The sequence below is a fragment of the Agromyces sp. GQ35 genome (genome assembly GCF_059758475.1).
Genome location: NZ_JCAXEO010000001.1, coordinates 1998804 through 2024505 on the forward strand (window position 1 = coordinate 1998804; position 25702 = coordinate 2024505).

Genomic DNA, 25702 nt, shown 5'->3' on the forward strand with positions numbered 1-25702 from the left:
CTCGACCGGCCCCGCTCATCTCACCTCCCTGCGCGGCCGCCCGCGCCATCACCCAGAACGGATGCCCCGTGACCGCCCCTTCCCGCTTCGCCATCGGCGCCACCGACTTCGAACTCGATGGCCGGCCGCACCAGATCCTCGCCGGGGCGTTGCACTACTTCCGCGTGCACCCCGAGCTCTGGGCCGACCGCATCCACAAGGCGCGGTTGATGGGCCTGAACACGATCGAGACCTACGTCGCGTGGAACGCCCACGAGCTGCACCGGGGCGACTGGCGGGCCGACGGCGGTCTCGACCTCGGCCGGTTCCTCGATCTCGTGGCAGCCGAGGGCATGCACGCGATCGTGCGCCCGGGGCCGTACATCTGCGCGGAATGGGACAACGGCGGGTTGCCCGCCTGGCTGTTCCGCGACCCGGAGGTCGGCGTGCGGCGTTCGGAACCCCACTACCTGACCGCGGTGAGCGACTACCTGCGGCATGTCTACGAGATCGTCGCCCCACGCCAGATCGACGCAGGCGGTCCCGTCATCCTTGTGCAGATCGAGAACGAGTACGGCGCGTACGGCACCGACAAGGCGTATCTCGCCGAGCTCGTGCGGGTCACTCGAGAGGCGGGCATCACCGTGCCCCTCACGACGATCGACCAGCCGACCCCGCAGATGCTCGCCGATGGCGGCCTGCCGGGCCTGCACCTCACCGGATCGTTCGGGTCTCGCGTGACCGAGCGCCTCGAGACGCTGCGCGAGTTCCAGCCGACCGGGCCGCTCATGTGCATGGAGTTCTGGTGCGGGTGGTTCGACGACTGGGGCTCGCACCATCACACGACGGATGCCGCGGCATCCGCTCATGAGCTCGACACCCTGCTCGCGGCGGGCGGCTCGGTGAACATCTACATGTTCCACGGCGGCACGAACTTCGGCCTCACGACCGGAGCCAACGACAAGGGGCGCTACGCGCCCATCACCACGAGTTACGACTACGACGCCCCCCTCGACGAGGCCGGCAATCCGACGGCGAAGTTCTGGGCGTTCCGCGAGATCATCTCCCGATACGCGGAGGTTCCCGACGAGGTGCCGCCCGCCCGCGAGCCGGCCCCCGAGATCGAGGCGCCGCTGCACGCCGGCCGGTCGCTGCTCGAGCTCGCACCGTCGCTCGGCGGAACCCGCGCGTTCGACACGATGCCGAGCTTCGACGAACTCGAGCACGACCGCGGAGTGGTGCTGTTCACGACGACGCTCGAGCGGGGCGGCCCCGGCACGCTGACGATCGGCGAGGAGGTGCGCGACCGCGCGTGGGTGCTCGTCGACGGTGTTCCCGTCGGGGCGCTCGCCCGGGATGCGCACGAGCGGGCGATCACGCTGCCCGAGGCTCGCGGCGAGCTCTCGTTGGTCGTCGAAGACCAAGGGCGTGTCGACTACGGCTCCCGCATCGGCGAGCACAAGGGGCTCATCGGCGGAGTCGCGCTCGACGGCGTCGAGCTCACCGGCTGGATGGCGCGGCCCATCGACCTCGACGTCGTGCCCGGGTTCGGGTCGGCGCTGCTCGGTGCAGAGGCCCCGCGCGGCGGAGCGCTCGCGGCGCTCCTTCCTGCGTCATCGTCCGAGGCGGTACCGTTCCCCGCAGGGCCGTTCCTGGCCGCAGGCGAATTCACGCTCGACGCCCCGGCCGATCTCTTCCTCGACACCCTGCACTGGGGCAAGGGCCTCGTCTGGGTCAACGGGTTCCTGCTCGGCCGCTACTGGCGTCGCGGCCCGCAACGCACCCTCATCGTGCCGGCACCGGTGACGCGCGCCGGCCGAAACGAGGTCGCGGTGCTCGAGTTCGAGGCGATCGCCGAGCCCGTGATCCGCACGCTCGCGGCGGCGGAGCTGGGCCATACCGAGATCTGAGCGCAGCGAGTCACGAGTCGAGCGCTGCGCGAATCTCCTCCTCGATGAGGTCGGCGTTGATCGCGGCGCCGGCGAAATTGCCCGCGCCCGCCGCGAGCGGCACGGAGGCCCCGGGGTTCACGACGTTGCCCGCCGCCCACAGCCCGGGCACGCTCGTGCGGCCGGTGGGGTCGACGCCGACCCAGTCGCCATCGCCGAAGGCCGGAGCCGAGGCGGCGCCGAGGCTGAGCAGCAGCGCATCGTTCGGCACGAAGCGCGGGCCGAGGAAGATCGAGTCCAGCGGCACCTCGGTGTCGTCGGCGAGGCGGATGCCGCGGAGTCGCCCGTCATCGTCGGCGAGCACCGCCGCCCATGGCCGGTCTTCGACGTCGATGCCTCGAGCGATCACGCCGGCCAGGTCGTCGGGCGCGACATCCGTGCCGTTCGTGAAGAAGACGACCGACGCAGACCATTGCCGCAGCAGCTGCACCTGGTGCACGCTTCGCTCGCTGGTGGCGAGCACGCCGATGCGCCGGTCGCGCACCTCCCAGCCGTCGCAGTAGGGGCAGACCACGGCGCCGGTGCCCCACTGCTCGGCGAGGCCGGGCAGATCGGGCAGCTCGTCGCGCAGACCCGTCGCGACGAGGAGGCGTCGTGCGGCGTGCTCTTCACCGGAGTCGAGGGTCACGGTGAAGCCGCGTTCTCCGGTCGCCGAGCCGACGGTGTCGGCGACCTCGGCGGAGGCGACCTTCGCGGAGGCGACCTCACCGGCGCGAACGACGCCGCCGTACCGCTCGACCTCCTCACGGCCGTGCGCCAGCAGCTCGAGCGGCGACCAGCCGTCGCGGCCGAGCACGCCGTGCATGTGTGCGGCGAAACGGTTGCGCGGTGCGCCGCCGTCGAGCACGAGCACCCGGCGCCGGGCGCGCACGAGCATGAGGGCGGCGCTGAGACCGGCGCTGCCGCCGCCGACGATGATGACATCCCATGATTCACGTTGCATGACTCCACCCTCGCGATACGCTGGCCAGAACGCAACGCGCGTTGCTGAATCAGCAAGGGAATCGAATGAGCGACGACATCGAAGCCATGCTCGACGGAGTGGCGCCGCGACTGCGGGAGCTCCGACACCGCCGCGGCTATACGCTCGCCGAACTCGCCGCCGAGACCGGAATCTCCACGAGCACGCTCTCACGGCTCGAGTCGGGCCTGCGTCGACCCACCCTCGAACTGCTCATCCGCATCGCGGCCGCGTACCGGGCGAACCTCGACGACCTCGTCGGTGCACCCCAGATCGCCGACCCGCGCATCCACCCGAAACCCTTCTACCGCGGTGGGCGCGCGATCATTCCGCTCACCCGGCAGAACCCCGAACTCGCGGCGTTCAAGATGGTGCTGCCGGGGCATCCGACCGATGAGCCGGTCACGCAGGGCGCACACGAGGGGTACGACTGGATCTACGTGTTGAGCGGCCGGGTGCGTCTCGCGCTCGGCGACGAGGAGATCATCCTCGAGGCCGGTGAGGCCGCCGAATTCGACACGCGCATTCCGCACGGTCACGTGAGCGCCTCGAACGAGCCCGCCGAGATCCTCAACCTGCTGAGCGTGCAGGGCGAGCGCATGCACCTCCGCACCGACGCCGAGCGCAAAGCCGAGTGAGGCGCACGCCGCCGCGGCTGTGGCACGCCACCCGGCGGGTTCCGACCGTGGCCATGGCGAATTGACAGCGGGCGCACAGCTGAGACCCGAACCCGATCGTCAGGGTGGCCGCATGCCCATCGAGAGGAGCACCCCATGACGACCGACCCCCGCTGGCTCGACGAGCACGGCGCCGAGATCGACGAGGACCATCGCGGGCTCGTCTACGACATCCGCACCCTCGTCGACCGCAGGCGCATGCTCGGCATCTTCGGCGGCATCGGGCTGACCACCCTGCTCGCCGCCTGCGCAGGCCCCGATCCGACGCCGAGTGCGACGGCCTCCGGAACGACGAGCACGACGGAGACACCGACACCGTCGGCGGCGGCCTCGTCGACGGGCCCGCTCGACGAGGTGCCCGACGAGACGGGCGGGCCGTACCCGGCCGACGGCTCGAACGGCGTGAACGTGCTCGACGACTCGGGGATCGTGCGCAGCGACATCCGCTCGAGCTTCGGTTCGTCGACGACGATCGCCGAGGGCGTGCCGCTCACGATCGAGCTGACGGTGCGGGATGCCGCGACGGGCGGCGCTCTCGTCGGTGCGGGCGTCTATCTCTGGCACTGCGACCGGTCGGGCGGCTATTCGCTCTACAGCGACGGGCTCGAGAGTGTGAACTACCTGCGCGGCGTGCAGGAGACCGATGCGATGGGTACGGTGCGCTTCACCTCGATCTACCCCGCGTGCTATGCGGGGCGCTTCCCGCACATCCACTTCGAGGTGTACTCGGATGTCGCGAACGCCGTCGCTTCGGGTCCGATCGTGAAGACCTCGCAGATCGCCCTGCCTGCCGAGGTCAACGGGCTCGTCTACGCCACCGCGGGCTACGAGCAGAGCGTGCGCAACGTCTCGCAGGTGAGTCTCGCGAGCGACAACGTGTTCGGTGACGACGGCGGCATCCACCAGATCGCGAGCATGTCGGGCTCGGTCGCGAGCGGCTACACGGCGGCGCTCACGATCGGGGTGTGAGCGCCTCGACGTCGGGGCGAAGCATCTCGTGCTCAGCGGGCGACTGCGAGGCGCTCGCGGATCGCGGTCTGGTTCGCCTGATCACCGGCGGAGTCGGCGAACTCGAGCGCCTGCTCGAGCAAGCGATTCCGTTCGGCCGGCTCCGCCCGATCGGCCTGCAGAATCAAGCTGCGCGTCGTGCAGCGCACGTCGCCGAGCCGGCGGAAGACGTCGACCAGTTCATCGAGCCCGCTCATGACCTCCGGAACCTGGAGCGTCTGCTGCACCAGCTCGGCGTGCGCGAGCTCGTGCACGTTGCCGGTGGCGCGCGCGTACTCGGCGCACTCGGCGGCCCAGATGACGGCTCGATCGCGCTCGATCCCCGACACGGCCGCCGTGTGGGCCATCATGTACCGGGCATTGCTCACATGGGTCGCATCGCCGGCTCGCGCATATCCGCGCATTGCCGCGTCGAACTCGGCGATCGCACGCGAAGCCTCGTCGTTCGACGGTCCGCGGAGTGCGATGCCGCGCATCTGGTGCACGGCGGCGAGCTCCCACTCGTCGCCGAGGGCCACTGCGAGCCGCTCCGCCGCAGCGAGATGCACGATCGCGGAGTCGGTGCGACTTCGGTACGCGTCGGCGATGCCGGCGAGGTGATGGGCGGCGAGCTGCGACCGGTCGTCGTCGGCGATTGCGAGGGCCCGCTCGGCGAGTTCGTCGACGAGCTGCACGTCGAAGTACGAGAGCCCGTTGCCGATGACCAGCAACTGCTCGGCGGATGCCGCGGCCAGCAGCCGCTTGTCACGCGCCGCCATCGCGAGGGTGCGCACACTGTCGACATCCGACCCGTACTGTTCGATGCCGATCGCGAGGTCGGCGGCAAGCACGAGGGCGCACGGATGCCCCGCCGCAAGCGCCCAGCGAAGCGCCGCGTTCACCTCGGGGCAGACGCGGGCCGACAGGCTCATCGCCTCGGCGCTGTCATCGATGCGTGCACGAACGATGAATTGGGATGCGAGGTCGGCGTAGTACACCGCATGGCGTTCGAGCACCTCGCGCACGGTGGCGGTATCGGTGCGTGCGAGGACGAACTCCCGCATGACCGCGAGGAGTCGGAACCGGCGCGGGTGCCCGCCCGTCGGTACGAGCATCGAGTGGTCGAGCAGCCGCAGCACCACACCCTCGGCGCCTGGGTGCGTGACCGCCGCGGCGAGATCGACGTCGAACGTTCGGGGGAGTGCGCCGAGACGGCAGAGCACCTCTCGCTCATCGTCGGTGAGCAGGTCCCACGTCCATTCGAACGCCGTGTCGAGCGTGCGGTGACGCCCCATCGGCACGGCGCGGTCGAGTGTCACGAAGTCGCGCTCGAGGCGCGAGGCGAGTTCGGCGAGCGAGAGATGTCGCGCGCAGGCGGCCGCCAGCTCGATCGCGAGCGGCAGCCCGTCGAGCCGTGTGGCGATCTCGCCGGCGAGGTCGCGTTCGGCGGGAGTGGTGAGTGTTCCTCGATCGCCGAGGCGGTCGAGGAACATCTCCGTCGCCGCGGCATCCGTGCCCTCGACCGCGAGCGGCGCGAGCGTGTGCACCTGCTCGGCCGCAACGCCGATCGGGGTGCGCGAGGTGGTCAGCGCCCTGAGGCTCGGCGTCGTCGCCTGCAGGAACGCCGCCATCTCGCCGACGGCCGCACCGACCCGATCGATGTTGTCGAGCACGAGCAGGTAGGGGCGGGCGCCCAGGGCGACGGCGATCGAGGCCGAGACGTCGGTGCCCGGTGCCGACTCGAGGTCGAGCGCCCGCGCGATGCGGGCGACCACATCGTCGGGCTCCGCGTGCTCGAGCTCGACGATGACGGGGGCGCGCTCGCCGTGGCGCGTCTTCGCGAACTCGAGCGCCAGCCGGGTCTTGCCGACACCGCCGGGGCCGACGATGGTCACCCAACCGTGGCGATCGATGAGATCGGCGACGGCGACGAGATCGGCGGCACGCCCCAGGAAGGCGTTGCGTGGCAGGTGAACGGATGCCTCATGGCGGTCGCCCGCCGCAGCCATGAGCGCGGCCCGGCTGTCGACGCCGAGCTTGCGGCGAAGGCTCGCCACGTGGCTTTCAACGGTGCGCACGGAGATGAACAACTCCGTGGCGATCTCGGGGTTGCTGAGGCGCCGCTCGATGGCGGCGAGCACCGCGCTTTCGCGTGGCGTGAGCGGATGGCCGGCCACGACGCCCAGTGTAGGCCTGGGCGTCGTGCGCCGCACCGGTGCTTCCACGTCGGAATCGGCAGCGGCCCGAGTCACGAGGTGATCGGAGTGGGGCCGCCGCCCGGTGACACGTTGGTCAGGGGGTGCGCAGTCCCGCTGAGGCGTTGCCGCCAGCGCACGAGGAACGGCGGTCGCGCGACATCCGTCACCTGCAGCTCTGCGTCCTCAGCGGCGCGTTCGGCGATGACGCGACGGAGCTCGAGCTCCCGCATGAGGCGTTCTTCGCCTCGTTGGTGCAGTTCGAAGACGTAGTAGTCCTCACTCTGGTACATGACATGCTCCTTCGGGTGGGGCCGCGAAGCGTCAGCTTCGGCGCGCGGTGACCAGCAGGTACTCCCACTGCATCGCATCGCCGGCTGCGCGGAGGCCGTGCGATCGGGCGAGCTCGACGAGAGCGTCGTCGAGAGCCCGAACCTGGTCGGCGTCTTCGGCGATGCGGCGGTACACCGCGATCGTCGGGCCGTAATTCTGCTTGAAGTACTCCCGGAACGCTTCGGGTGAGTCGAACCGGTCGATGGTGACGCTTTCGCGCCGTGCCGCGAACTCGACGACCTCGTCGCCGAGCAGTTCGCGCACATGCTGTTCGTCGCCCCAGAGCGGCGCCGGCTCGGCGCCTTCGGGCAGGGGCGGCGCGTACGGCTTCATGGTCCGGAACATCTGGCCGATGAATCCGGCGGGTGTCCAGCTGAGCAGGCCGATGCGACCGCCGGGGCGAGTGACGCGCAACAGCTCGCCGGCGGCCCGGCGGTGATGCGGCGCGAACATCACGCCCACGCAGGAGACGACCACATCGAACGCGGCGTCGTCGAACGGCAGCGCCTCCGCGTCGGCCGCCCGCCACTCGAGCGCGGCGCCGGCTTCGGTCGCGCGGCGGCGGCCGACGTCGAAGAGCTCGGGGGTGAGGTCGCTCGCCACGACGGTGCCGCCTCGAAGTGCTGCGGGGATCGCCGCGTTTCCTGAGCCGGCCGCCACGTCGAGCACACGGTCGCCCGGTGCCACCCCGACCGTGTCGACGAGGGTGGCGCCGAGACTCCAGATCAGATCGGATGCCAGTGTCGGGTAGTCGCCCGACGCCCACATCGCGCGATGCTTCGCCTTGAGGGTCTGGTCGGCGGCAGCGATCGCATCCCGCGCAGGGGGCTCGGGTGAGCTGGCAGTGGCGGATGTGGTCTGTGCTGGGGGTGAATCGGTCATCATCGTCTCCTTGACGCACTCGAATGGAATCGGGTGCGCCAAGCGTGCGCGCGTCGGGCGGCTGCCGCATCCGTGCAAGACACTGAAGTTTCCTCAGTGTTAGCGCTGACGTCGGGGTCGTCGCCACGCGTTCAATTGGGTAAGGTAAGCCTTACCGAACTTGGAGGTCCAGTGGCGATCAGCAACATCGAGATCACGCACGCGAAGAGCGGCGTCGTCGAAGGCGAGATCGCGCGCGCGGCGCGCATCTCGCCGCACTTCGTCCGCTTGACCGTCGCCGGCGACGATCTGGCCGGATGGCGCCATCTCGGCTTCGACCAGTGGTTCCGCCTGGCCGTGCCGATGGCCGAGGGCACCCGGTTCGACAACCTCTCGGGCACGTACGACATGGCCGGCTACCTTCGCTACCTCACGCTGCCGCGAGCCACCCGGCCGGTGATCCGCAACTACACCGTGCGCGACTTCCGGCCCGATTCCCTCGAGCTCGACATCGACTTCGTCGTGCACGGCGACGACGGGGTCGCCGGACCGTGGGCGGGAAGCCTGCCGGTCGGTGCATCCGTCGCCCTCATCGACCAGGGCTGCGGCTACCAGCCGGTGCCGGCCGACCGCACCCTGCTCGTCGGCGACGAGAGTGCGCTGCCCGCGGTGCTGGGCATTCTCCGCGACCTGCCGCGCGATGCGCGCGGGCACGCCCTGGTCGAACTCGGCGACATCGCCGACCGGCAGCCCGACGATGCGCCCGACGGGGTCGACGTGCACTGGATCGTGCGACGGCCCGACCAGGCTCCCGGCGCGGCAGCCCTCGAGCATCTGCGGCAGCTGCCGACGTTCGACGGTTCCGTCTACGCGTTCGCGGCCGGGGAGTCGAAGCTCGCCACCGGAGCCCGCCGGCACCTCGTGAACGAGCGCGGCGTACCGAAGGGCAACGTCACCTTCTGCGGCTACTGGCGCACGAACTGAGTGCGCGGCCCCGTCCGCTCACTCGGCGAACTCCTGCTCGATGATGTCGGAGGCGTGGATGCACACCATGCGCAGCCGGCTCTCGCCGATCGCGACGAACCGGTGCCAGGCTCCGGCCGGGGCGGTGGCCGTGTCACCGGCGCCGGCGGTGAACTCCTCGCCGTCGATCGTGATGCGCACCTCGCCCTCGATCACCGTCCAGGTCTCGGGGTAGGGGTGACGGTGCAGCTCGGGGCCCTGACCGGGCTCGCTGTCGACGAAGAAGAACGAGACGCCAGAGCCGTGCTCGCGCCCGACGAAGCGGAGGGTGCGGCCGCTGCCGATGCGAATGGCGTCGGCGGGCACGACGGGTGGAACCGACCTCGTCGGCGCGTTGATCGTCGGCGCTGAGCCGGGTGCTGCAAGGGGTGCGCCTGGCTGGTTCATGCGGGGTCCTGTTCGTCGGGGATGATCGGCGCCATCCGGTGAGTACAGGCTCCGCCCGCGGCATCCGACTCGATAGCATTTCGATGTGGATCGAAAGTACGTCGACTTCCAGCTCGCGCCCGATGACATCTCGTCGATCAGGTTCGGCGTCTCACCGGGGCACGAGCTGACCCATGCGCTTCGCGTGCTGCAGCGGCCCGGCGAACAGCCGCTGCAGTGGGGGTGGCTCCGCAGCGTGCGCGACCGCGTGCCGCAGGAGCCGTTCGAGCTGATGGCAGTGATCATCGGCGTCGAGGGGTACTTCCCCGACTTCCTCACCGCGACGCCGGGCTGGGACATGACACCGGCCGACGAAGCCGAACGCCTCGCCGCGGTGCGCCCCGAGCTGCTGCGTGCCGACCTCACGAAGATGCTCGCCAGATCGACCGGCGCCCGCAACGCGGCGATCGCCCGCATGATCGAGCACCCGTTGCGTGCCCGCGCGATGATCTCCGAGGCCTGGGGTGAGCTCTGGGAGGCCATGCTCGCACCGGTCTGGCCCCAACTCGACCGGCGCCTGCGCGCCGACATCGCCGTGCGCGCCCGCCGCATCGCGACCGAGGGCATCGCCGTCATGGCGGCCGGCCTGCACGAGTCGGTCACCTGGCACGGCGACACGGTGCGGGTGCGCATGCGCAAGCACAGCGAACTCGTCGACTGCCGGGGGAGCGGCCTCGTGCTCGTGCCATCGGTGATGGGCGGCACCGGCTGCGCCGTACTCACCGAGCCGCCTGCCCAGCCGACGCTGTTCTACCCCGCGCAGGGCGTCACCGAGACCTGGGCGCGCGACTCGACCGAGGCCGCACGGTCACTCGGCGCGCTCATCAGCCCGGCGCGTGCCGAGATCCTGCTCACCTCGCACGACCCGCGCACCACGAGCCAGGTCGCCGCCGACAGCGGCATCGCCGTCTCGACCGCCTCGCACCACCTCACCGTGCTGCGCGAGAGCGGTCTCGTCGCGAGCGTACGCGACGGAGCCCGCGTGCTGCACTCGCGCACCCCGCTCGGCGAGGCGATGGTCGGCGCAGCGATCTGAGCGAGCGGATGCCGCGGCATCCGCTCGCCGGTTCGATCAGTCGACCGGCCGCGCAGCCACCGCGACGCGATCGAGGTCGATCGTCACGCGCTCGCCGAACTGCAGCTGCTCACGCGCGGAATGCTGCATGCGCACGAGCGCGCCGTTCTCGGTGCGCAGCAGGGTGCGACGGATGCTTCCGAGGAAGGTGCTCTCCTGCACGACCGCGGCGATCGGCCCGCCGAGGCGCACGTTCTCGGGTCGCACGAAGACCTCGGCCGGGCCGTCGGGGAACCGGCCGATCGTCGGCAGCTCAACGCCGAGCACGGATGCCTCGCCGCCGGCCACCGTCGCAGGCAGCACGCTCGACAGGCCCACGAACTCGGCGACGTGAGCGGTGGCCGGACGGAGGTAGAGCTCCTCGGGCGTGCCGAGCTGGTCGATACGGCCGGCATCCATCACCGCGATACGGTCGGAGACGGCGAGCGCCTCCTCCTGGTCGTGGGTCACGAAGACCGTCGTGATGCCGAGGCGCAGCTGGATCCGGCGGATCTCGTCGCGCAGCTGCACCCGCACCTTGGCGTCGAGCGCCGAGAGCGGCTCGTCGAGGAGCAGCACCCGAGGCTCCGTGACCAGCGCCCTGGCGAGCGCGACGCGCTGCTGCTGCCCGCCCGAGAGCTCGTGCGGGAACCGCTCGGCGAGGTGCGCGAGCCCCACGAGGGCGAGCGCATCGCGCACCCGATCGGATGCCTCCGTCTTCGCGACCTTGCGCATCCGCAGCCCGAACGCCGTGTTCGCGGCCACGTCGAGGTGGGGGAACAACGAGTAGGCCTGGAACACCATGCCGAGGTCGCGGCGATTGGTGGGCACTCCCGAGACGTCGGCGCCGCCGATGCGCACGGTGCCGCCGTCGGCGCGCTCGAGCCCGGCGAGGACGCGCAGCGCGGTGGTCTTGCCGCACCCCGATGGTCCGAGCAGTGAGACGAACTCGCCCGGTTCGATCGCGAGGTCGACGCCGTGCAGCACACGCGTGCTGCCGTAGTCCTTCACGACGCCGTCGAACTCGACGGCCGTGCCCTCACCGCGGGCGGCGAGGATCGAGTTGTCGCCGGTGGCGACGTCGGCGATGGTGGTGGAGTCGGTCATGGGCGGGAGTCCTTCGAGAGTCGGCGAGTGGAGCCGCGGCCGGCGCGGCCGATCACGAGCAGCAGCACGAACGCGAACACGAGCGCGAGCAGCGAGAGGATCACCGAGGCGTACGGGTCCTGCTTGCCGACGACGACGAGCGCGGTCTGGAGGTTCTGACGGTTCAGCAGCGAGGCGATCGTGAACTCGCCCATCACGACGGCGACCGAGATGAGTGATGCCGCGATCAGCCCCGGCCGGAGGTTCGGCGCGAGCACGCGAAGCAGCACGGCCGGCCAGCTCGCGCCGAGCGATCGAGCCGCTTCAGCGAGCGTGCGCACGTCGGTGGCGTCCATCGAGGCCTGGATCGAACGGTAGGCGAACGGCAGCACGGTGATGCCGTAGGCGAAGGCGAGCGTCCAGACGCCGGTGCCGAACGTGCGGCCGATCACGAGGTAGACGGGGGCGAGGCCCACGACCAGCACGATCGCGGGGATCGTGATGGGCAGCAGCATGAGGAACTCGAAGGGCCGACGAAGTGCGGGAAAGCGGAGCGCCACGAGCACCATCGTCGGCGCGAGCAGGAGCAGCACGATCGCGACGGTGACGATCGCGAGCACGAGCGAGTTGCCGAGCCCGATCCAGATCGGCCGGTACTTCGCCGCGTTGGCGGGGTCGAAGAGTGCGGCCCAGTGGGTGAACGAATGGCCGTCGAGATCGCGCAGGGTGTACTCGGCCATCGAGAAGATCGGGATCGCGAACACGCCGACGACGACGATGCCGATGATCCAGCGCGTCGCCGGGTGCGGCGCGAGCCCTCGAGCGCTCATCGCTGCCACCGAGCGGCCCTTCGCTGAACGAGGGAGTAGAGCCACATCGTCGCGGCCATCACCACGATCATGCCGAGTGCGAGCGCGCCCGCGAGGTTCTCGCGGCCGAGCATCGTCTCGCTGGTCAGGGCGGTGCGGATCTGCAGGGGCACGATCTGCGAGCCCTGGCTGGCCAGTGCGGCGGCGGTGGCGTACGACGAGAACGCGTTCGCGAACAGCAGGAGCAGGCTGGCGAAGAACGAGGGCGCCAGCACGGGGATGCCGACGTGCAGCCAGAAGCCGCCACGGGTGCCGCCGAGGGTGAGGTTCGCCTCGGCCCACTGCGGCTTCAGTGCACTCATCGCGGGCATGAAGGTGATGATCATGAGCGGGACCTGAAAGTAGATGTACGGCAGGATGAGCCCGGGCAGGCCGTAGATCCACGCGCCCTCGGCGAAGATGTCGATGCCGAAGGTGTCGCGCAGCAACACGGTGATGACGCCCTGGATGCCGATCGTCGCAATGAACGCGAAGGCGAGCATGACGCCGCCGAACTGGGCGAGCACGCCGCTCGCCGCATCGACGAGGCTGCGGGCGCGGCCCTGCTCGAGCCCGACGAGTGCGTAGCAGGCGAGTGCCCCGATCAGGGCGCCGACGACGGCGGTGAGCACCGAGAGCCAGGCGGAGTTGACGAACGTCTGCACGATGACGGGGTCGGCGAGCGCGGCGACGTTCGCCAGGGTGAAGCCGCCGTCATCGTCGAAGAATCCGCTTGCCACGGCGAGCACGGTCGGCAGTGCGAGGAAAGCCAGCACGTAGGCGGCGAACGGCACGAGACCGAGTGCTGCGGGGATGCCGGGGCGGCTGCGCCGCCGAGGCGGAGCCGGGGATGCCGGCTCCGCCTCGGCGGTGGGTGCCGCGAGAGCGACGGCGGTCATCAACCGACTGCCGCTGCCCACTTCTCGCCGAGCAGGGTGCCGGCGTTCGTGCTCTGCTCCTCGGTGGGAACGACGGTCTCATCCGGCACGGCCGGAAGCTTCGAGAACAGCTCCTCGTCGATCGTTCCGGCCTCGGCCATCGCGTCGGCGCGCACGGGGCGGGCGCCGCCCTTGAGCCACAGGTTCTGCGCCTCGTCGCTGTAGAGGAACTCCTGCCACAGGCGGGCGGCGGCGGGGTTCGGAGCATCCGCGTTGATCGCCTGGTTGTAGTAGCCCGCGTAGCCGGTGCCCGGAAGGATCACGACCTCCCAGTTCGGGTTCGCCTCACGGTGCGAGGCGTTGAGGTAGTCCCAGTCGAAGACGACCGGCGTCTCGCCCGAGGTGACGGTGGCGGTCGTGACGTCGACCTTCAGGAGGTTGCCGGCCGTGTTCAGCTCGGAGAAGAAGTCGATGCCCGGCTGGAAGTCGTCGAGCTCGCCACCCGACTGCACGGTCGCGAGACCGACGGCGGCGAACGCAGCACCGGCCTGGGTCGGGTCGCCGTTGATCGCGACGGAGCCCTTGTAGTCGGCGCCGAGCAGGTCGTCGAGCGAGGCCGGAGCCGGGAACTTCGACGAGTCGTAGCCGACCGACATGTATCCGCCGTAGTCGCCGACGAACAGGCCGCTCGGCTCCTTCAGCTCGTCGGGGATGTCGCTCCACGTCGCCACCTGGTACGGCGCGAAGTGATCGGTGTTCTGCAGGGCGACGGTGAGCCCGAGGTCGAACACGTCGGGGGCGGTGTCGAGGCCCTCGTTCGTCTCGGCGGCCTGGATCTCCTCGGCGCTCGACGCGTCGGGCGACGCCTCGTTGATCGTGATCTCGGGGTACTTCGCGGCGAACGCGTCGAGCACCTCGCCGTAGTTCGCCCAGTCGCGCGGGAGCGCGATGACGTTCAGCTGCCCTTCGGCCTTCGCTGCGGTCTCGAGCGCCGCGAGGTCGCCGAAGTCGGCGAGGCTCGTCGCCGTCGCGGCATCGGTTCCCGCTTCACCGGCGTCGGCCGGCGTGCCGGCGCAGCCGGTCAGACCGAGCGCCACGGCCGTCGAGAGTCCGACCGCCGCGAGGGTGAGTTGCTTCTTCAACACGTGTCCTCCGTTTGGCGTCCTCCGGCCGCCCATGCTGTGGGACGGGCGTGCAGAACCGGGGAGCCGAGGCAACGCTAGGCATCGCGCTCGTCGAGAACGGGCCGGCACGGTGAATCGCACGTGAACCCGGGGCGACGGTTCGGGGCGCCGCCGCGGGCGGCCCGCCGTCGGTCCACTGCGGCTTGTCGTGCGGATCATCGGCAGAGCACGGTCGTAGACTTCGGAAATGGAGGCCCCGGCCAGCACCACCGTGGTCGTCGTCGGCGAAGAGACGGCGAGTGCCATCCACGCCCTCGAGGGGTTCGCGAACGTCCGGGCGGCGTCGCTGCACGATGCATCCGATGCCGAGGTCGCCCGCTGGTCTGCTCGCGTCGCGGCACCGTACGTCGTGCACGACCACGACCCCCTCGAGCACGTCGCCGCCGCATGGGTCGAGTTCTTCGACGACCAGACGAGCTACGGCGTGCTCGAACTCGAGATCGAGCGTGCGGTCGAGGCGGCCGTGCGCCACGACTTCAGCGTGCCCGACTACTACGTGGTGCTGCACCCCGAGGTGCTGCCGACGACATGGAAGCACTGGTGGCTCGGGGTGCTCGCAGCTGAGTCGCCGAGCCGGGTGATCCCGTGGCCCGCCGAGGCACCACTCGCGCAGTTGCTGCGTCGCCTGCCCACCGCGAGGGCCTGGCCCGAGATCGAGTCGTGGCTGCCCGGCGTGGCCGGAGCGGTGCCCGACCGCGTCGGCCTGCCCTGACGGCGGTTCGTCGACGCCGGATCAGCGCAGCTCGAGGTCGACCCAGACGAGTCGGTGGTCGCTCGACGGGAACGGGAAGACCCCGGTGAGCTGCGACAGCGGGTCGGCCTGCACCGGCCAGAACACGCCCGCGCCCGCGACATCGAGCTTGCGCGACGGCAGCACGTAGTCGGCCCGCAGGTTGCCGGGCGCGCCGTCGGCGAAGTCGGCGGTGTCGAAACTCGGGTCGCCGCGGTGCGCCGCGTTGGCTCCGCCCTGCAGCACGGATGCCTCAGCGGCACCCTCGGACGTCGGAAGCGGGTCGACGATGCGCTTGTGGTCGAGCAACTGGTCGATCGCCGTGTCGACCGAATCGCCGTCGAGCGGGTCGGCGTTCTGGTCGCCCATGATGACGAACCGCTCGCTGGGCTTCAGGCCTCCGGTGGCGCCGGCGTCATCGGCGATGTACCGCGAGGTCTTGCCGGGAGTGACGTAGTCGGCCCAGAACCGGATCTCGTCGTGATTGCGGAGCCCGTTGCGGTCTTCGGGGCCGTCGAAGGTGGGCGGGGTCGGGTGCGAGGCGAGCACGTGCACGGTCGTGCCGTCGACGTCGATCGGCACGTCCCAGTGCGACTTGCTCGACAGCCGGACGACCTCGAGCTCCTCGGCCGAGTACCAGTCGGCAGGTGCGGCCGTGGCGGGGTCGTCGGGCAGGAGCGCGCCGGGCATGTCCTTCCAGAGGAAGTGCTGGAAGGTGCGCACCGACTCGGTGTCGATCGGGTACTTCGAGAGGATCGCCATGCCGTATTGGCCCTCGAACGCCCCGAAGCCGAAGGCATCGTCGCCACCCGCGATCACGCCGTTGTTGTTCAGGTCGAAGCCGCTCGGCACGCCCGTGTTCGACGGTGCCACGAAGGCGTAGGGGTACTCGACCGGATCTGCGCCGCCTTGCGAGACCGCGAGGTAGTTGTCTCGGAAGAGGTCGGCGGCGAGGCCGTCGGGCACGTAGTCGAATTCGTTCAGGAGCACGACGTCGGGGTTCGCCCGCTGGATGATCTCGGCGACGGTCTGCGCCTGCTCGTCATCGCCGTCGGCAAGGTCCGCCTCGAGCTCACCGGCGACCGTGCGGTTGAGTGAGAGGTTGAAGGTGGCGACGCGCAGCGTCGAGGCATCCGGCCCGCTGTTCGTCGACCGGGCGGTCGACGATGCGGTCGGCGCTGCAGTCGCGGCGCCGACACTGAGGGCAGCAGCGGCGAGTGCGCCGATGGCCGTCGCCGTCAGCGCGATGGTGAGCGGTCGTTTCGTGGACATTCGTTCTCCTTCGAGGCGCCGTCTGCCGGGTCATCGGCCGACGCACCAACGCTACGGGCGACGAGTGACGAGCGGAAGAACCGGATGCGGCCACTCGTCGACGACCCGGGTGCGGGTCGGCGTCGCCTCGGATTGCCCACGGCGCCGATGACGGGTAATACTGCACGAGTGACCCTCGAACCCGACCCGATCGCGACGCTCGTCGTCGCGGGGCCGCCCACTGCCCCCACTCCTCGCTCGCGTGGCACCGTCGCCTGGCTCATCGTGGGGGTCGCGCTCTTCCTCCTGTTCTCCGCGGCGATCCTCGCGGCGCACGCGATCGCGAACCTCAGGTTCGATGCAGCGGTCTCCGCGCACCACGTGGCCGTCATGGATGCGAAGTCGGTCGATTCGTCGACCGGTGCGGTGGCAGAGGAAGCCGCGGCGACCGGGGAGATCGCGACCGCGCTGCTCGCCGCACCCGACGCGTACGTCGACACCGTCGCGAAGGCGGCACTGTCGACCGCCGCGACCGAACTCGGCGCGGCCATCGAGGAGGCGCCCGCATTCGAGGTCGCCGCCTCCGACTCCTCGGGTCCCTCGCCTCGACCGGTCTGGTTCGGCGATCTCTCGAGCGCCACCGACGCGCTCAACGCCGAGACCGAGCGGCTGCACGACGGCGTCGACGCGCTCGACTCCCACGCCGAGCGACTGGTCGTGGCCGATGGTGCCACGGCCGACGCCGGGGTCGCGTTCGTCGAGGCGATCGCACCCGTCGCCGCGTCGATCGAGGCGGCGAACGGGTCGGCGCGCAACGTCGAACGCATCGAATACCGCAACGCCGTCGAGCAGCTCACGGGCACCACCTGGGGCCACGACGCCCCGGCGCGGGTCGACGAGTACGTCGCCACTGCGACCGCGTTGCAGGCCACGCACGCCGCCGAAGAGGCGGAGAAGTCCGGGCCGCTCTACGAACGGCGGGTCGCCGTCGAGTCGTTCGCCCGGTCGATCGCCGGCGGCGTGCTGCTCGAGTTCGACTGGGCGCCGATCGTGATCGGGTACGGCGACAACGGCTCGGCCGGCGGCACCGCCACCTGGGACACGTGGGAGGGCGGCCTCTCGACGATCACCCTTTCGAACAGCATCGCAGAGCAGTGGGGCGACCCGGTGATGGTGGCGCTCGTCGCGCACGAGGTCGGCCACGCGATCACCTCGAAGTGCTACGACATCGTGGGCGAGTACGCCGACGACAACGAGCCGTGGGCGACCGCCTGGGCGATCGGCCTCGGCCACACCGACCCGAACGGCAACGGCGAGTGGCTCTACGGTCGCCCGTCGGACGAGCTCATCGAGCGCTCGAAGTCCTGCCGGTGAGCCGGGCGCCGGGCTCGATGCCGGCGCCATCGTCTGCGCTCGCGTCGGCGCCCGCATCGACACGTCTCGCTCGGTCGTATTCGTCTCGGGCGACGCTGATCGCCTCCTGAGAGCGCTCGGTCCACTCCACGAAAGCCTGCACGGTGCCGCCGAGCGACTCGCCGAGCGGCGTGAGCCCGTAGTCGACCCGCGGGGGCACGACCGGGAACACCGTGCGGGTGATGAGGCCGTCGCGTTCGAGATGCCGGAGCGTCACGGTGAGCATGCGTTGGCTCACCCCGTCGATGCGGCGACGCAACTCGGTGAACCGCAGTGGGCCCTCGGCCAGCAGCGCGAGGGTCAGCAGCGACCACTTGTCGGCGATGCGATCGAGGATCTGCCGGACCTCGCAGTCTTCACGGAAGTCCCACTGGTGCGCGTCGGTCCATGCCGATGCCGGGCCCGTCGTCGGTGCCGGGCCACTCCCGGCGGAGCTGCGCACGGTGCCCTCGAGGGAACCGAGTGACGTTGAAGTGCCTACTTCCATAGTTCCCAATGGTGACTCACAATGAGGTCAGTTACAAGAGGGAACCGAAGGAGAAGATGTGACCATCGATACGGCGACCAAGCCGACCGACGCGATCAGGGGTCGTTCGCTCGCCGTGCTGCTCGTGATGTGCGGCGCGATCTTCATCGAGGGCATCGACGTCGGCATGTTCAACGTCGCGCTGCCGTCGATCCGTGCTGAGCTGCCGATGAGCACCGGTGAGCTGCAGTGGATCATCAGCGCGTACATCCTCGGCTACGGCGGGTTCATGCTCGTCGGCGGGCGAGCCGCCGACCTCTTCGGCCGTCGCCGGGTCTTCCTCATCGCCCTCACGGCGTTCCTCGCCTTCTCGGGGCTCGGTGCACTCGCCAGCGACGGCTGGGTGCTGATCCTCGCCCGTGGCGTGACGGGCATCGCCGCGGCGTTCATGGCGCCGGCCGGTCTCTCGATCGTCACCACGAGCTTCGAGGGCCGCGCCCGCGACCGAGCGGTGCTCATCTACTCCGGCGTCGGCGCGGGCGGATTCACGATCGGCCTGGTCGCCGGGGGCCTGCTCACGATCCTCGGCTGGCGCTGGGTCTTCGTCGCGCCGCTCGCGATCGCCGCCGTGCTGCTGGTGCTCTCGATCAAGTTCATCCCGCGCTCGGCCGACGAGCGTATCGGCAAGGGCACGCTCGACGTGTTCGGTGGCCTCACCGTGACCGCGGCGCTCGTGCTGCTCGTCGCGGGCATCGAGGGGGCGGCGCATCAGCCGGTCGCGATCACGGTGGCGACGATCGGCTCCGGTGTGCTGCTGCTCGGCGTCTTCGCGATCATCGAACGCCGGTCGCGGCATCCGCTCGTTCGCCTCGGCATCTTCCGCAATCCCGGTCTCGTGAGGTCGAACCTCTCGACGGCGATGCTCGCCGGCGGGTTCCTCGGCTTCCAGTTCCTCGTCGTGCTCTTCCTGCAGGAGGAACTCGGCTGGACCGTGCTCGAAACCTCGCTCGCGATGCTCGTGATGGGTCTCGACGTGATCGTGGCGCCGCTCGTGACACCCAAGCTCGTGGAGCGGTTCGGTCATCGACGCGTCGCCTTCGGCGGCCTCGTCTTCGCCCTCCTCGCCTATGCACTGTTCCTGCCGCTCTCACCCGACTGGACGTACGCCATGATGCTGCCGAGCTTCCTCGCGCTCGGGCTCGCATTCTCGTTCGCCTACGGACCACTCACGATCGGGGCGACCGACGGCACCGACGAAGCCGAGCAAGGCCTGGCCGGGGGATTGATGTACTCCTCGTTCCAATTCGGTGGAGCGATCGGCCTCGCGGCGGTGTCAGCCGTGCTCGTGGCACTCGCCGAGACCGATGCGTCGGACATCGACGTCTACCGCGGCGCCGTTCTGGTGCCGCTCGTGGTCGCCGCCATCGCGGTGGCCGTGGCGTCCAGCGGCATCGGCCCCTGGAGCCGGCGCCGAACCGCCGTCGGCCGAACCGCCGTCGGCGGCGATGCCGGCGTCGGAGTCGGTGTCGGTTCGGCCTGAACCCGAGCGCCCGCCGCTACGACTCGCGTGCGGCCCGGGCGTACCGTTCGCTGTACGTCAGCAGCACCGCCCGCAGTTCGGCGGGGGAGTCGACGGTGAAGTCCATGCCGAGCATGCCGATGTAGGCCGCGATCGTGTCGAGCGAGTCGGCGCCCGTCACGAGCACGGACTCGGAGTCGGAAACCGCTTCGACCACGCCGACCGCGTGATTGATGCGCGCGAGCACGGCCTCCGCCGGTGCCGCGATAGGCAGGCGCGCGTGCACCTTCCAGCCGCTCGCGGCGATCGAGCGCATCGCGAACGCCGTGAAGTCGCCGCCCGGCAGCGGCACCGGCTCGAAACGGCGTCGCGTGGGCATGCGCGGTTCCATCCAGTCGACGCGGAAGGTGTGCCACTCATCGGCAGAGGGGTCGCGTCCCACGAGGTACCACCGGCGCTGCCAGCTGAGCAGCCGGTAGGGCTCGATGAGGCGCGCATCGCCCTGGTAGTCGAACCTGATCCACTCGACGTCGCGGATCGCGGCCGCCACCGCCGTGAGCAGGGCGGCATCGACCTCGGGGTCGGGCGCGTCGGTGTCGGTGTTCTCGGGGGCTCGCTCGACGACGGCAGCGAGCGCCGCGACCGTCGGGCGAAGCCGAGACGGCAACACCTGCTCGAGCTTGGAGAGCGCCCTGGAGCTCGACTCCTCGACGCCCGAGATGCCCGTCGCCGCTCGCAGGCCGATCGCCACGGCTACCGCCTCCTCGTCGTCGAGCAGCAACGGCGGCAGCTTCGCCCCGGCGCCGAGCCGGTAGCCGCCCACCGCTCCACGCGTCGCATCGACCGGGTAGTCGAGTTCGCGCAAGCGGTCGATGTCGTTGCGGATGGTGCGCGGAGTCACCCCGAGGCGAGCGCCGAGCTCGGTGCTCGTCCAATCGGGCTTCGTCTGCAGGAGGGCGAGCAGGGCGAGCAATCGAGCGGCGGTGTCGGCGATGACGCGGGCCTTTCAGGAGGTCGGCTCACTTTTTCGAGAAGCCGGAACTATTAGGAACTAGGTGTGCCTATATGCACCGTACCGTCGAAGACATGACGAACACCACCGCAACCGCAACCGACATCCGCCCCTTCCAGATCGAGGTCGCCCAGGCCGAGATCGACGACCTGATGGAACGGCTCGCCCGCACCCGTCTGCCGCAGCCCGCACCGACCGACGACTGGGACGCGGGCACGCCGAACTCCTACCTGCGCGAGGCGCTCGACGCCTGGAAGGCCTTCGACTGGCGAGCAGTCGAGGCCCGCATCAACGCGTTCCCGCACTTCGTGACCGAGATCGACGGGCAGGACATCCACTTCATCCACGTGCGGTCGGCGCACCCCGGTGCGACCCCTCTGCTGCTCGCCCACACGTACCCCGGTTCATCCGTCGACTACCTCGACCTCATCGACCAGCTCGTCGACCCGGTCGCGCACGGCGGTCGCGCCGAAGACGCCTTCGACGTCGTCATCCCGGATGCCCCGGGCTACGGCTTCTCGAACCCGGTCGTGGAGTCGGGCTGGGACGTCGCCCGCGTCGCCCGCGCCTACGACGGGCTCATGCGCCGTCTCGGATATGCCGAGTACGGCATTCACGGCTCCGACAACGGGGCGATGGTCGCCCGCGAACTCGGGCTGCTCGATCCCGAGGGCTTCCTCGGCCTGCACGTGCTGCAGCTCTTCTCGTTCCCGTCGGGCGACCCGAGCGAGTTCGAGCGACTCGAACCGCAGGACTACGCCGGACTCGAGCACATGCAGTGGTTCCAGTCGGTCGGCGGCTACAACACGATGAACTCGAGCCGCCCGCAGACCGTCGCGGTAGGCCTCAGCGACTCGCCGATCGGGCTGCTCGCCTACAGCGAGCTGTTCAACTCCTTCGGAAACGGCACCTCGCTCGTCACGCTCGAGCAGATCATCACCGAGGTGAGCGTGAACTGGTTCGCGAATGCCGCGGCGGGCATGAGCCGCAGCTACCTCGACAACGCCCGCGCCGGCGCCGAGCCGCAGGTCAGCGCCGCACGCACGGGAGTCGCCGTCTTCAAGGACGACTTCCAGACGATCAAGGTGTTCGCCGAGCGCGACAACTCGAACATCGTGCACTGGAGCCGTTTCGAGCAGGGCGGCCACTTCGCGGCCCTCGAGGTGCCCGAACTCGTCGCCGGCGACCTCCGCGCGTTCTTCGCCGCATCGAAGGCGGGTCGCGACGACTGATCCGCACGGCTCGAATGAACGGATACCCCGTGGCCGGGCCGACCACGGGGTATCCGTTCGGTCCAGCGCGGATCGCCCTACGCGTGCGACGGGCGTGCGCTTCGCCATGAGTTCAATCGGCGGTCACATGCAGTCGGGCGCCTGTTCACCCGTCGCCGCGACCGTGGGGTCGCCGCCGATGGACTCTCGGCGGCATCGTTCGTTTCATCGATTGGACCAGAGTGAACCTCGCCCCACCCGAGCATCCGCCGTCCGTCTCCAACCGTCGACGCGCCCGTGTCGCTGCAGCCCTCGTCGCGACGACGACCGTGGCCACCCTCTTCACGGCACCCGCCGTCGCAGCATCGGCCGAAGAGACCGAGCTCGCATCGCGCTTCACCCTCGCCGTGCTCCCCGACACCCAGTTCTACTCCCGGTACTCGGCCGACCAGTTCATGCCGCGGTACGGCTCCGATCCATTCGTCACGCAGACCGAGTGGCTCGCCGAGCACCGCGACGAACTCAACATCCCGTTCGTCGCCCACCTCGGCGACGTCGTCGACCGGGTCGGCACGGAAGCCGAATGGGTCGCCGCCGACAACGCCATCACGGCGCTCGAGGATGGTGCGCTCCCGTACTCGATCCTCGCCGGCAACCACGATGTGCTGAATTCCGCCGACAACTGGTACGACACCGACTACGACCTCGCGCAGGAGCCCTTCCTGCGCTGGTTCGGCCCGACGCGCGCAGCGGATGTCTCCACCTACGGCGGCAGCGACCCGACCGGCTTCAACCAGTTCCACGTCTTCGAGGCGGCCGGGCAGGAGTTCCTGGTGCTCGCCCTCAGCTGGCGCGCATCGGACGCGACGCTCGCGTGGGCGCAGCAGGTGCTCGACGCGCATCCGACGCTGCCGGCGATCCTGACGACGCACGCGCTGCTGAACGTCGAGCCCGACACGGTCACGCCCAAGGAGGACGCGTACGGCACTCGGCTGTGGGAAGGACTCATCCGGGGGAACGACCAGATCTTCCTGACGTTCAACGGCCACTTCCACGGCTCCGCGCAGCTCACGCGCATGAACGACGCCGGTCACTCCGTCACCAACGTGCTGATGGACTACCAGATGGCGTACGAGGGCGGCAACGGCTACCTCGGGCTGCTGGAGTTCGATCTCAGCAACGACCGCATCTCGGTGCAGACGGCATCGCCCTGGGTCGTCGACAAGCCGGGGGAGGCACTCACGAGCTACGACCAGCCGTTCCTCGAAGGGCCGAACCAGCAGTTCGTGCTCGACGTCGACTTCGCCGAGCGCTTCGCCGGATTCGCACCCGAGTTCGGCCCCGGTGCCGCCGACCAGCCGTCGCTCACGCAGCGGGCGCGGGACATCCTGCTCGACGGGTTCGAGGGCCCCGACCCGATCGATCTCGATCAGCCCGGCTCGCGCGAGGACTTCGTCCCCGTCGACGGCACGCTCGCCCACTGGCGATTCGGCGACACTCCCGGTGTCGTGCAGGAGGGCCAGGTCTTCGAGGACATCGCCGGCGACGCCGACCTGCATCGGGTCGCGATCGCGGAGTCCGGTTCGCCGACCGCGACCGTCGAGGACGTCACGATCTCCACCGATGCGAATCCGTTCTCCTCCGACGGCGGTGCCGTGTGCTTCGCCGACTCCGACAAGACCGCGGGCCGGTTCAGCTACCTGCAGACGGCGACGGATGCCGCGGTCAACGACGCGCACCTCGAGAACGGGTACACCGTCGAGACGTTCCTGAAGATCGATGGATCGTGGACGGCCGACGAGAACGCCTGGATGAAGGCCATCACGCGCTCCGGCAACCGCTCGACCATCCCTGGCATGCCCTGGTCGCGCTGGGACTACACGGCGTCGCCGACCGCGCTCGGACTCTCGAACCTGAAGGAGTTCCAGTGGACCGAGGTTCCGGTCGAGACGACCAAGGGCGACCGCACTTCCTGGTCGGGCGAGATCATCCTCGATCGCTGGGTGCACGTCGCGCTCGTGAACGACCCCGAGACGTCTCGCACGACGATGTACGTCGACGGTGCACCCGTGCTGCGCAACGCGACCGACACCCTGGGCCACAGCCTCAACGGCGGCATGCCGTGGATCTTCGGCGCCGACTGGGTCGACGACCGCGCGCTCAACGGGTGGGCGGGATGCATCGGCGAGACCCGGGTGATCGACCACCCGACGACTCCCGAGCAGTGGCTCACCGCGCGTCCCGACCTCGGCTCCTTCTCGACGACCGCGCCGAGCGGTGAACTGCCGGCCGGCACCGTTGTCGATGAGCTGAGCGGCACCGGAACGCCGAACGCGACGGTCGCGCTCGCCGGAGACCTCACGGGCTCGGCGGTCGTCGGCGCCGACGGCACGTGGACGATCCCGCTCGGTGCGCCAGTCGGTGCGGCCGGCGGGTCCGGCTCAGCCGGGCAGGGGCGCGCCCCAGCCATGGTCGGCCCGGTGCGCGCCGCACTCGAGCCCGGCAGCTACTCATTCGAGCTCCGGCAGGGATTCGGCGAGCGGGTCTCCGAGCCGGTGGCCGGTTCCTTCTCGATCGCCGCGCTGCCGACGGAACCCGGTACGGGCGGCGGAGGCGGAACTCCCGGAGACGGCGGCGCCGGCAACGGGCAGGCGGGTACCGGGGCCGACCGTGGTGACGGACTCGCGAACACGGGCTTCGACGGCACGCTGCTCGCCGGCCTCGCCGCCGCCCTCATGGCGATCGGCGCGATCGTCGTGATCGGTCGCCGCAAGCGGGCGCGGGCGGCGGCGTGATCAGCTGAGCGAAGCGACGTCGGCGGTGACGCCGTCGACGTCATGAGCGAGCGGATGCCTCGGAGCCGAACCGGCTTCGGGGCATCCGCTCATCTCGTCGGTTCGCCCTCGCCGGGCGTGTGAGCGTCGAGTGCCGCGCGAGCGAGCATCGTCGACCCGGCCACGGCGGCCGGCATGGTGGCGATCGCACCGAGCGGCACCATGAAGCAGAGCTGCGTCGCGACGCCGAAGCCGAGCAGCTGGGCCCGGTGGGGTCGGAGCACGTCCGCGCGCGCGGACGAGGTGATGCCTCTCGCCTCGAAGGCCCGGGCGGTGAGCTCGCGTGCGAGCAGCCGGCCCGAGAGCGCGATGCCGAGCACGGGCGCGGCCACCGAACCGATCAGCGGCACCAGTCCGACCAGGCCGACGACGAGCGCGGAGACGAGGCCGAGCGCGATGAGGCCGATCGCATCCGCTGCCGCGCTCCAGAAGCCGGCGCCGCGATCGGGCACCTCCCCGCCGAGCTCGAGCTCGACGGCTCGCCAGATGCGCTCGTAGAACGGGTCGCCGACGGCGAGCGTGACCGCAGTGAAGGTGACGGCGGCCAGGAGCACGGCTCCGGCGAACGTCACGGCGGCGACGGCGATGCGCAGCGACGCGGACCAGAACTCATCCCACGCGTCGGCGAACGGGGTCGCCCAGTCGACCAGGGCCGGCAAGTGGATGCCGAGGGCGATGAGGGCGGCGGTCACGAGGGCGAAGACGATCGCCGCGGGAATCAGGCCGAGCAGCATGACGCCCGGTTGCCGCCGCCAGAAGCCGAACCCGCGCATGAGCAGGCCGGCGCCCGAGAGGAATCGGCTGAGCATCGAACCAGCTTAGAAG

23 protein-coding genes are annotated in these 25702 nt (G+C 70.2%); 10 read left to right on the top strand and 13 right to left on the bottom strand.

The features are described from left to right. The first annotated feature begins 68 nt into the window (after positions 1–68). On the top strand, positions 69–1889 hold the full coding sequence (locus tag AC6CH0_RS09265) for a glycoside hydrolase family 35 protein (RefSeq protein WP_498099975.1): 1821 nt from the start codon (positions 69–71) through the stop codon (positions 1887–1889). Between the two features lie 10 nt (positions 1890–1899). Here AC6CH0_RS09265 and AC6CH0_RS09270 read toward each other — a convergent pair whose 3' ends face one another. Continuing rightward, the gene (locus AC6CH0_RS09270; RefSeq protein WP_498099977.1) at positions 1900–2871 is read right to left on the bottom strand and encodes an NAD(P)/FAD-dependent oxidoreductase; all 972 of its coding nucleotides are present in this window, start codon (positions 2869–2871) and stop codon (positions 1900–1902) included. Between the two features lie 65 nt (positions 2872–2936). On the opposite strand from AC6CH0_RS09270, the gene AC6CH0_RS09275 reads away from it, so the two are divergent. Then, on the top strand, positions 2937–3527 hold the full coding sequence (locus AC6CH0_RS09275; protein ID WP_498099979.1) for a helix-turn-helix domain-containing protein: 591 nt from the start codon (positions 2937–2939) through the stop codon (positions 3525–3527). Between the two features lie 135 nt (positions 3528–3662). Continuing rightward, positions 3663–4535, top strand: coding sequence for a dioxygenase family protein (locus AC6CH0_RS09280; RefSeq protein WP_498099981.1), 873 nt, complete (start codon positions 3663–3665; stop codon positions 4533–4535). Between the two features lie 32 nt (positions 4536–4567). Here AC6CH0_RS09280 and AC6CH0_RS09285 read toward each other — a convergent pair whose 3' ends face one another. From AC6CH0_RS09285 to AC6CH0_RS09295, 3 genes are all read right to left on the bottom strand, one after another. Further along, entirely contained in the window at positions 4568–6730 is a 2163-nt protein-coding gene (locus AC6CH0_RS09285) for an ATP-binding protein (protein ID WP_498099983.1), read from the bottom strand. Between the two features lie 71 nt (positions 6731–6801). Beyond that, positions 6802–7041: a hypothetical protein gene (locus AC6CH0_RS09290; RefSeq protein WP_498099985.1), complete on the bottom strand. Its 240-nt coding sequence runs from the start codon at positions 7039–7041 to the stop codon at positions 6802–6804. 31 nt (positions 7042–7072) lie between these two features. After that, on the bottom strand, positions 7073–7849 hold the full coding sequence (locus AC6CH0_RS09295; protein WP_498101086.1) for a class I SAM-dependent methyltransferase: 777 nt from the start codon (positions 7847–7849) through the stop codon (positions 7073–7075). A gap of 285 nt (positions 7850–8134) precedes the next feature. Between AC6CH0_RS09295 and AC6CH0_RS09300 the strand changes: the two genes are divergently transcribed. Continuing rightward, positions 8135–8926 (top strand): siderophore-interacting protein, encoded by a 792-nt coding sequence (locus AC6CH0_RS09300; RefSeq protein ID WP_498099987.1) that lies wholly within the window; start codon positions 8135–8137, stop codon positions 8924–8926. Between the two features lie 18 nt (positions 8927–8944). On the opposite strand, the gene AC6CH0_RS09305 is transcribed toward AC6CH0_RS09300, so the two are convergent. After that, positions 8945–9352, bottom strand: coding sequence for a cupin domain-containing protein (locus AC6CH0_RS09305; RefSeq protein WP_498099989.1), 408 nt, complete (start codon positions 9350–9352; stop codon positions 8945–8947). An 85-nt stretch (positions 9353–9437) separates the two neighbouring features. Between AC6CH0_RS09305 and AC6CH0_RS09310 the strand changes: the two genes are divergently transcribed. Beyond that, complete coding sequence (locus tag AC6CH0_RS09310) at positions 9438–10427, top strand: ArsR/SmtB family transcription factor (RefSeq protein ID WP_498099991.1); 990 nt, start codon at positions 9438–9440, stop codon at positions 10425–10427. 36 nt (positions 10428–10463) lie between these two features. Here the strand turns inward: AC6CH0_RS09310 and AC6CH0_RS09315 are convergent, their stop codons facing one another. From AC6CH0_RS09315 to AC6CH0_RS09330, 4 genes are read right to left on the bottom strand one after another with little or no spacing between them, the layout of a single operon-like run. Further along, positions 10464–11552, bottom strand: a complete 1089-nt coding sequence (locus AC6CH0_RS09315) for an ABC transporter ATP-binding protein (RefSeq protein WP_498099993.1) — start codon at positions 11550–11552, stop codon at positions 10464–10466. Beyond that, positions 11549–12361 carry an ABC transporter permease gene (locus tag AC6CH0_RS09320; RefSeq protein WP_498099995.1) on the bottom strand — a complete coding sequence of 271 codons (813 nt, stop codon included), beginning with the start codon at positions 12359–12361 and terminating at the stop codon, positions 11549–11551. The genes AC6CH0_RS09315 and AC6CH0_RS09320 overlap by 4 nt, the downstream gene beginning before the upstream one ends. Further along, the gene (locus AC6CH0_RS09325; protein ID WP_498099997.1) at positions 12358–13278 is read right to left on the bottom strand and encodes an ABC transporter permease; all 921 of its coding nucleotides are present in this window, start codon (positions 13276–13278) and stop codon (positions 12358–12360) included. Before AC6CH0_RS09325 ends, AC6CH0_RS09320 begins: the two co-directional genes overlap by 4 nt. Continuing rightward, complete coding sequence (locus tag AC6CH0_RS09330) at positions 13278–14402, bottom strand: ABC transporter substrate-binding protein (protein WP_498099999.1); 1125 nt, start codon at positions 14400–14402, stop codon at positions 13278–13280. The genes AC6CH0_RS09325 and AC6CH0_RS09330 overlap by 1 nt, the downstream gene beginning before the upstream one ends. A 226-nt stretch (positions 14403–14628) precedes the next feature. Between AC6CH0_RS09330 and AC6CH0_RS09335 the strand changes: the two genes are divergently transcribed. Then, positions 14629–15153, top strand: a complete 525-nt coding sequence (locus AC6CH0_RS09335) for a hypothetical protein (protein WP_498100001.1) — start codon at positions 14629–14631, stop codon at positions 15151–15153. A gap of 21 nt (positions 15154–15174) precedes the next feature. Here the strand turns inward: AC6CH0_RS09335 and AC6CH0_RS09340 are convergent, their stop codons facing one another. Next, a complete protein-coding gene (locus tag AC6CH0_RS09340; RefSeq protein ID WP_498100003.1) occupies positions 15175–16443 on the bottom strand; it encodes an endonuclease/exonuclease/phosphatase family protein in 1269 nt (422 codons plus the stop codon). 168 nt (positions 16444–16611) lie between these two features. Here AC6CH0_RS09340 and AC6CH0_RS09345 point away from each other — a divergent pair, with 168 nt between their 5' ends. Continuing rightward, positions 16612–17796: a hypothetical protein gene (locus tag AC6CH0_RS09345; RefSeq protein ID WP_498100005.1), complete on the top strand. Its 1185-nt coding sequence runs from the start codon at positions 16612–16614 to the stop codon at positions 17794–17796. Here the strand turns inward: AC6CH0_RS09345 and AC6CH0_RS09350 are convergent. Beyond that, positions 17768–18322 carry a winged helix-turn-helix transcriptional regulator gene (locus AC6CH0_RS09350; protein WP_498100007.1) on the bottom strand — a complete coding sequence of 185 codons (555 nt, stop codon included), beginning with the start codon at positions 18320–18322 and terminating at the stop codon, positions 17768–17770. The genes AC6CH0_RS09345 and AC6CH0_RS09350 overlap by 29 nt on opposite strands. Before the next feature lie 58 nt (positions 18323–18380). Between AC6CH0_RS09350 and AC6CH0_RS09355 the strand changes: the two genes are divergently transcribed. After that, complete coding sequence (locus AC6CH0_RS09355; RefSeq protein WP_498100009.1) at positions 18381–19841, top strand: MFS transporter; 1461 nt, start codon at positions 18381–18383, stop codon at positions 19839–19841. Between the two features lie 16 nt (positions 19842–19857). Here AC6CH0_RS09355 and AC6CH0_RS09360 read toward each other — a convergent pair whose 3' ends face one another. Then, positions 19858–20793, bottom strand: a complete 936-nt coding sequence (locus AC6CH0_RS09360) for a helix-turn-helix transcriptional regulator (protein WP_498100011.1) — start codon at positions 20791–20793, stop codon at positions 19858–19860. 113 nt (positions 20794–20906) lie between these two features. Between AC6CH0_RS09360 and AC6CH0_RS09365 the strand changes: the two genes are divergently transcribed. Then, a complete protein-coding gene (locus AC6CH0_RS09365) occupies positions 20907–22064 on the top strand; it encodes an epoxide hydrolase family protein (RefSeq protein WP_498100013.1) in 1158 nt (385 codons plus the stop codon). Positions 22065–22285: 221 nt separating this feature from the next. Next, positions 22286–24838 carry a LamG-like jellyroll fold domain-containing protein gene (locus AC6CH0_RS09370; RefSeq protein WP_498100015.1) on the top strand — a complete coding sequence of 851 codons (2553 nt, stop codon included), beginning with the start codon at positions 22286–22288 and terminating at the stop codon, positions 24836–24838. 89 nt (positions 24839–24927) lie between these two features. Here the strand turns inward: AC6CH0_RS09370 and AC6CH0_RS09375 are convergent, their stop codons facing one another. Then, positions 24928–25686: an EI24 domain-containing protein gene (locus tag AC6CH0_RS09375; RefSeq protein ID WP_498100017.1), complete on the bottom strand. Its 759-nt coding sequence runs from the start codon at positions 25684–25686 to the stop codon at positions 24928–24930. Between the last annotated feature and the right edge of the window lie 16 nt (positions 25687–25702).

Bases quoted from the DNA above. Each gene is read 5' to 3' on its own strand.
- AC6CH0_RS09270 (WP_498099977.1), bottom strand. From the start codon at position 2,871: ATGCAACGTGAATCATGGGATGTCATCATCGTCGGCGGCGGCAGCGCC.
- AC6CH0_RS09275 (WP_498099979.1), top strand. From the start codon at position 2,937: ATGAGCGACGACATCGAAGCCATGCTCGACGGAGTGGCGCCGCGACTG.
- AC6CH0_RS09280 (WP_498099981.1), top strand. From the start codon at position 3,663: ATGACGACCGACCCCCGCTGGCTCGACGAGCACGGCGCCGAGATCGAC.
- AC6CH0_RS09290 (WP_498099985.1), bottom strand. From the start codon at position 7,041: ATGTACCAGAGTGAGGACTACTACGTCTTCGAACTGCACCAACGAGGC.
- AC6CH0_RS09295 (WP_498101086.1), bottom strand. From the start codon at position 7,849: ATGTGGGCGTCGGGCGACTACCCGACACTGGCATCCGATCTGATCTGG.
- AC6CH0_RS09305 (WP_498099989.1), bottom strand. From the start codon at position 9,352: ATGAACCAGCCAGGCGCACCCCTTGCAGCACCCGGCTCAGCGCCGACG.
- AC6CH0_RS09315 (WP_498099993.1), bottom strand. From the start codon at position 11,552: ATGACCGACTCCACCACCATCGCCGACGTCGCCACCGGCGACAACTCG.
- AC6CH0_RS09320 (WP_498099995.1), bottom strand. From the start codon at position 12,361: ATGAGCGCTCGAGGGCTCGCGCCGCACCCGGCGACGCGCTGGATCATC.
- AC6CH0_RS09325 (WP_498099997.1), bottom strand. From the start codon at position 13,278: ATGACCGCCGTCGCTCTCGCGGCACCCACCGCCGAGGCGGAGCCGGCA.
- AC6CH0_RS09335 (WP_498100001.1), top strand. From the start codon at position 14,629: ATGGAGGCCCCGGCCAGCACCACCGTGGTCGTCGTCGGCGAAGAGACG.
- AC6CH0_RS09340 (WP_498100003.1), bottom strand. From the start codon at position 16,443: ATGTCCACGAAACGACCGCTCACCATCGCGCTGACGGCGACGGCCATC.
- AC6CH0_RS09350 (WP_498100007.1), bottom strand. From the start codon at position 18,322: ATGGAAGTAGGCACTTCAACGTCACTCGGTTCCCTCGAGGGCACCGTG.
- AC6CH0_RS09365 (WP_498100013.1), top strand. From the start codon at position 20,907: ATGACGAACACCACCGCAACCGCAACCGACATCCGCCCCTTCCAGATC.
- AC6CH0_RS09375 (WP_498100017.1), bottom strand. From the start codon at position 25,686: ATGCTCAGCCGATTCCTCTCGGGCGCCGGCCTGCTCATGCGCGGGTTC.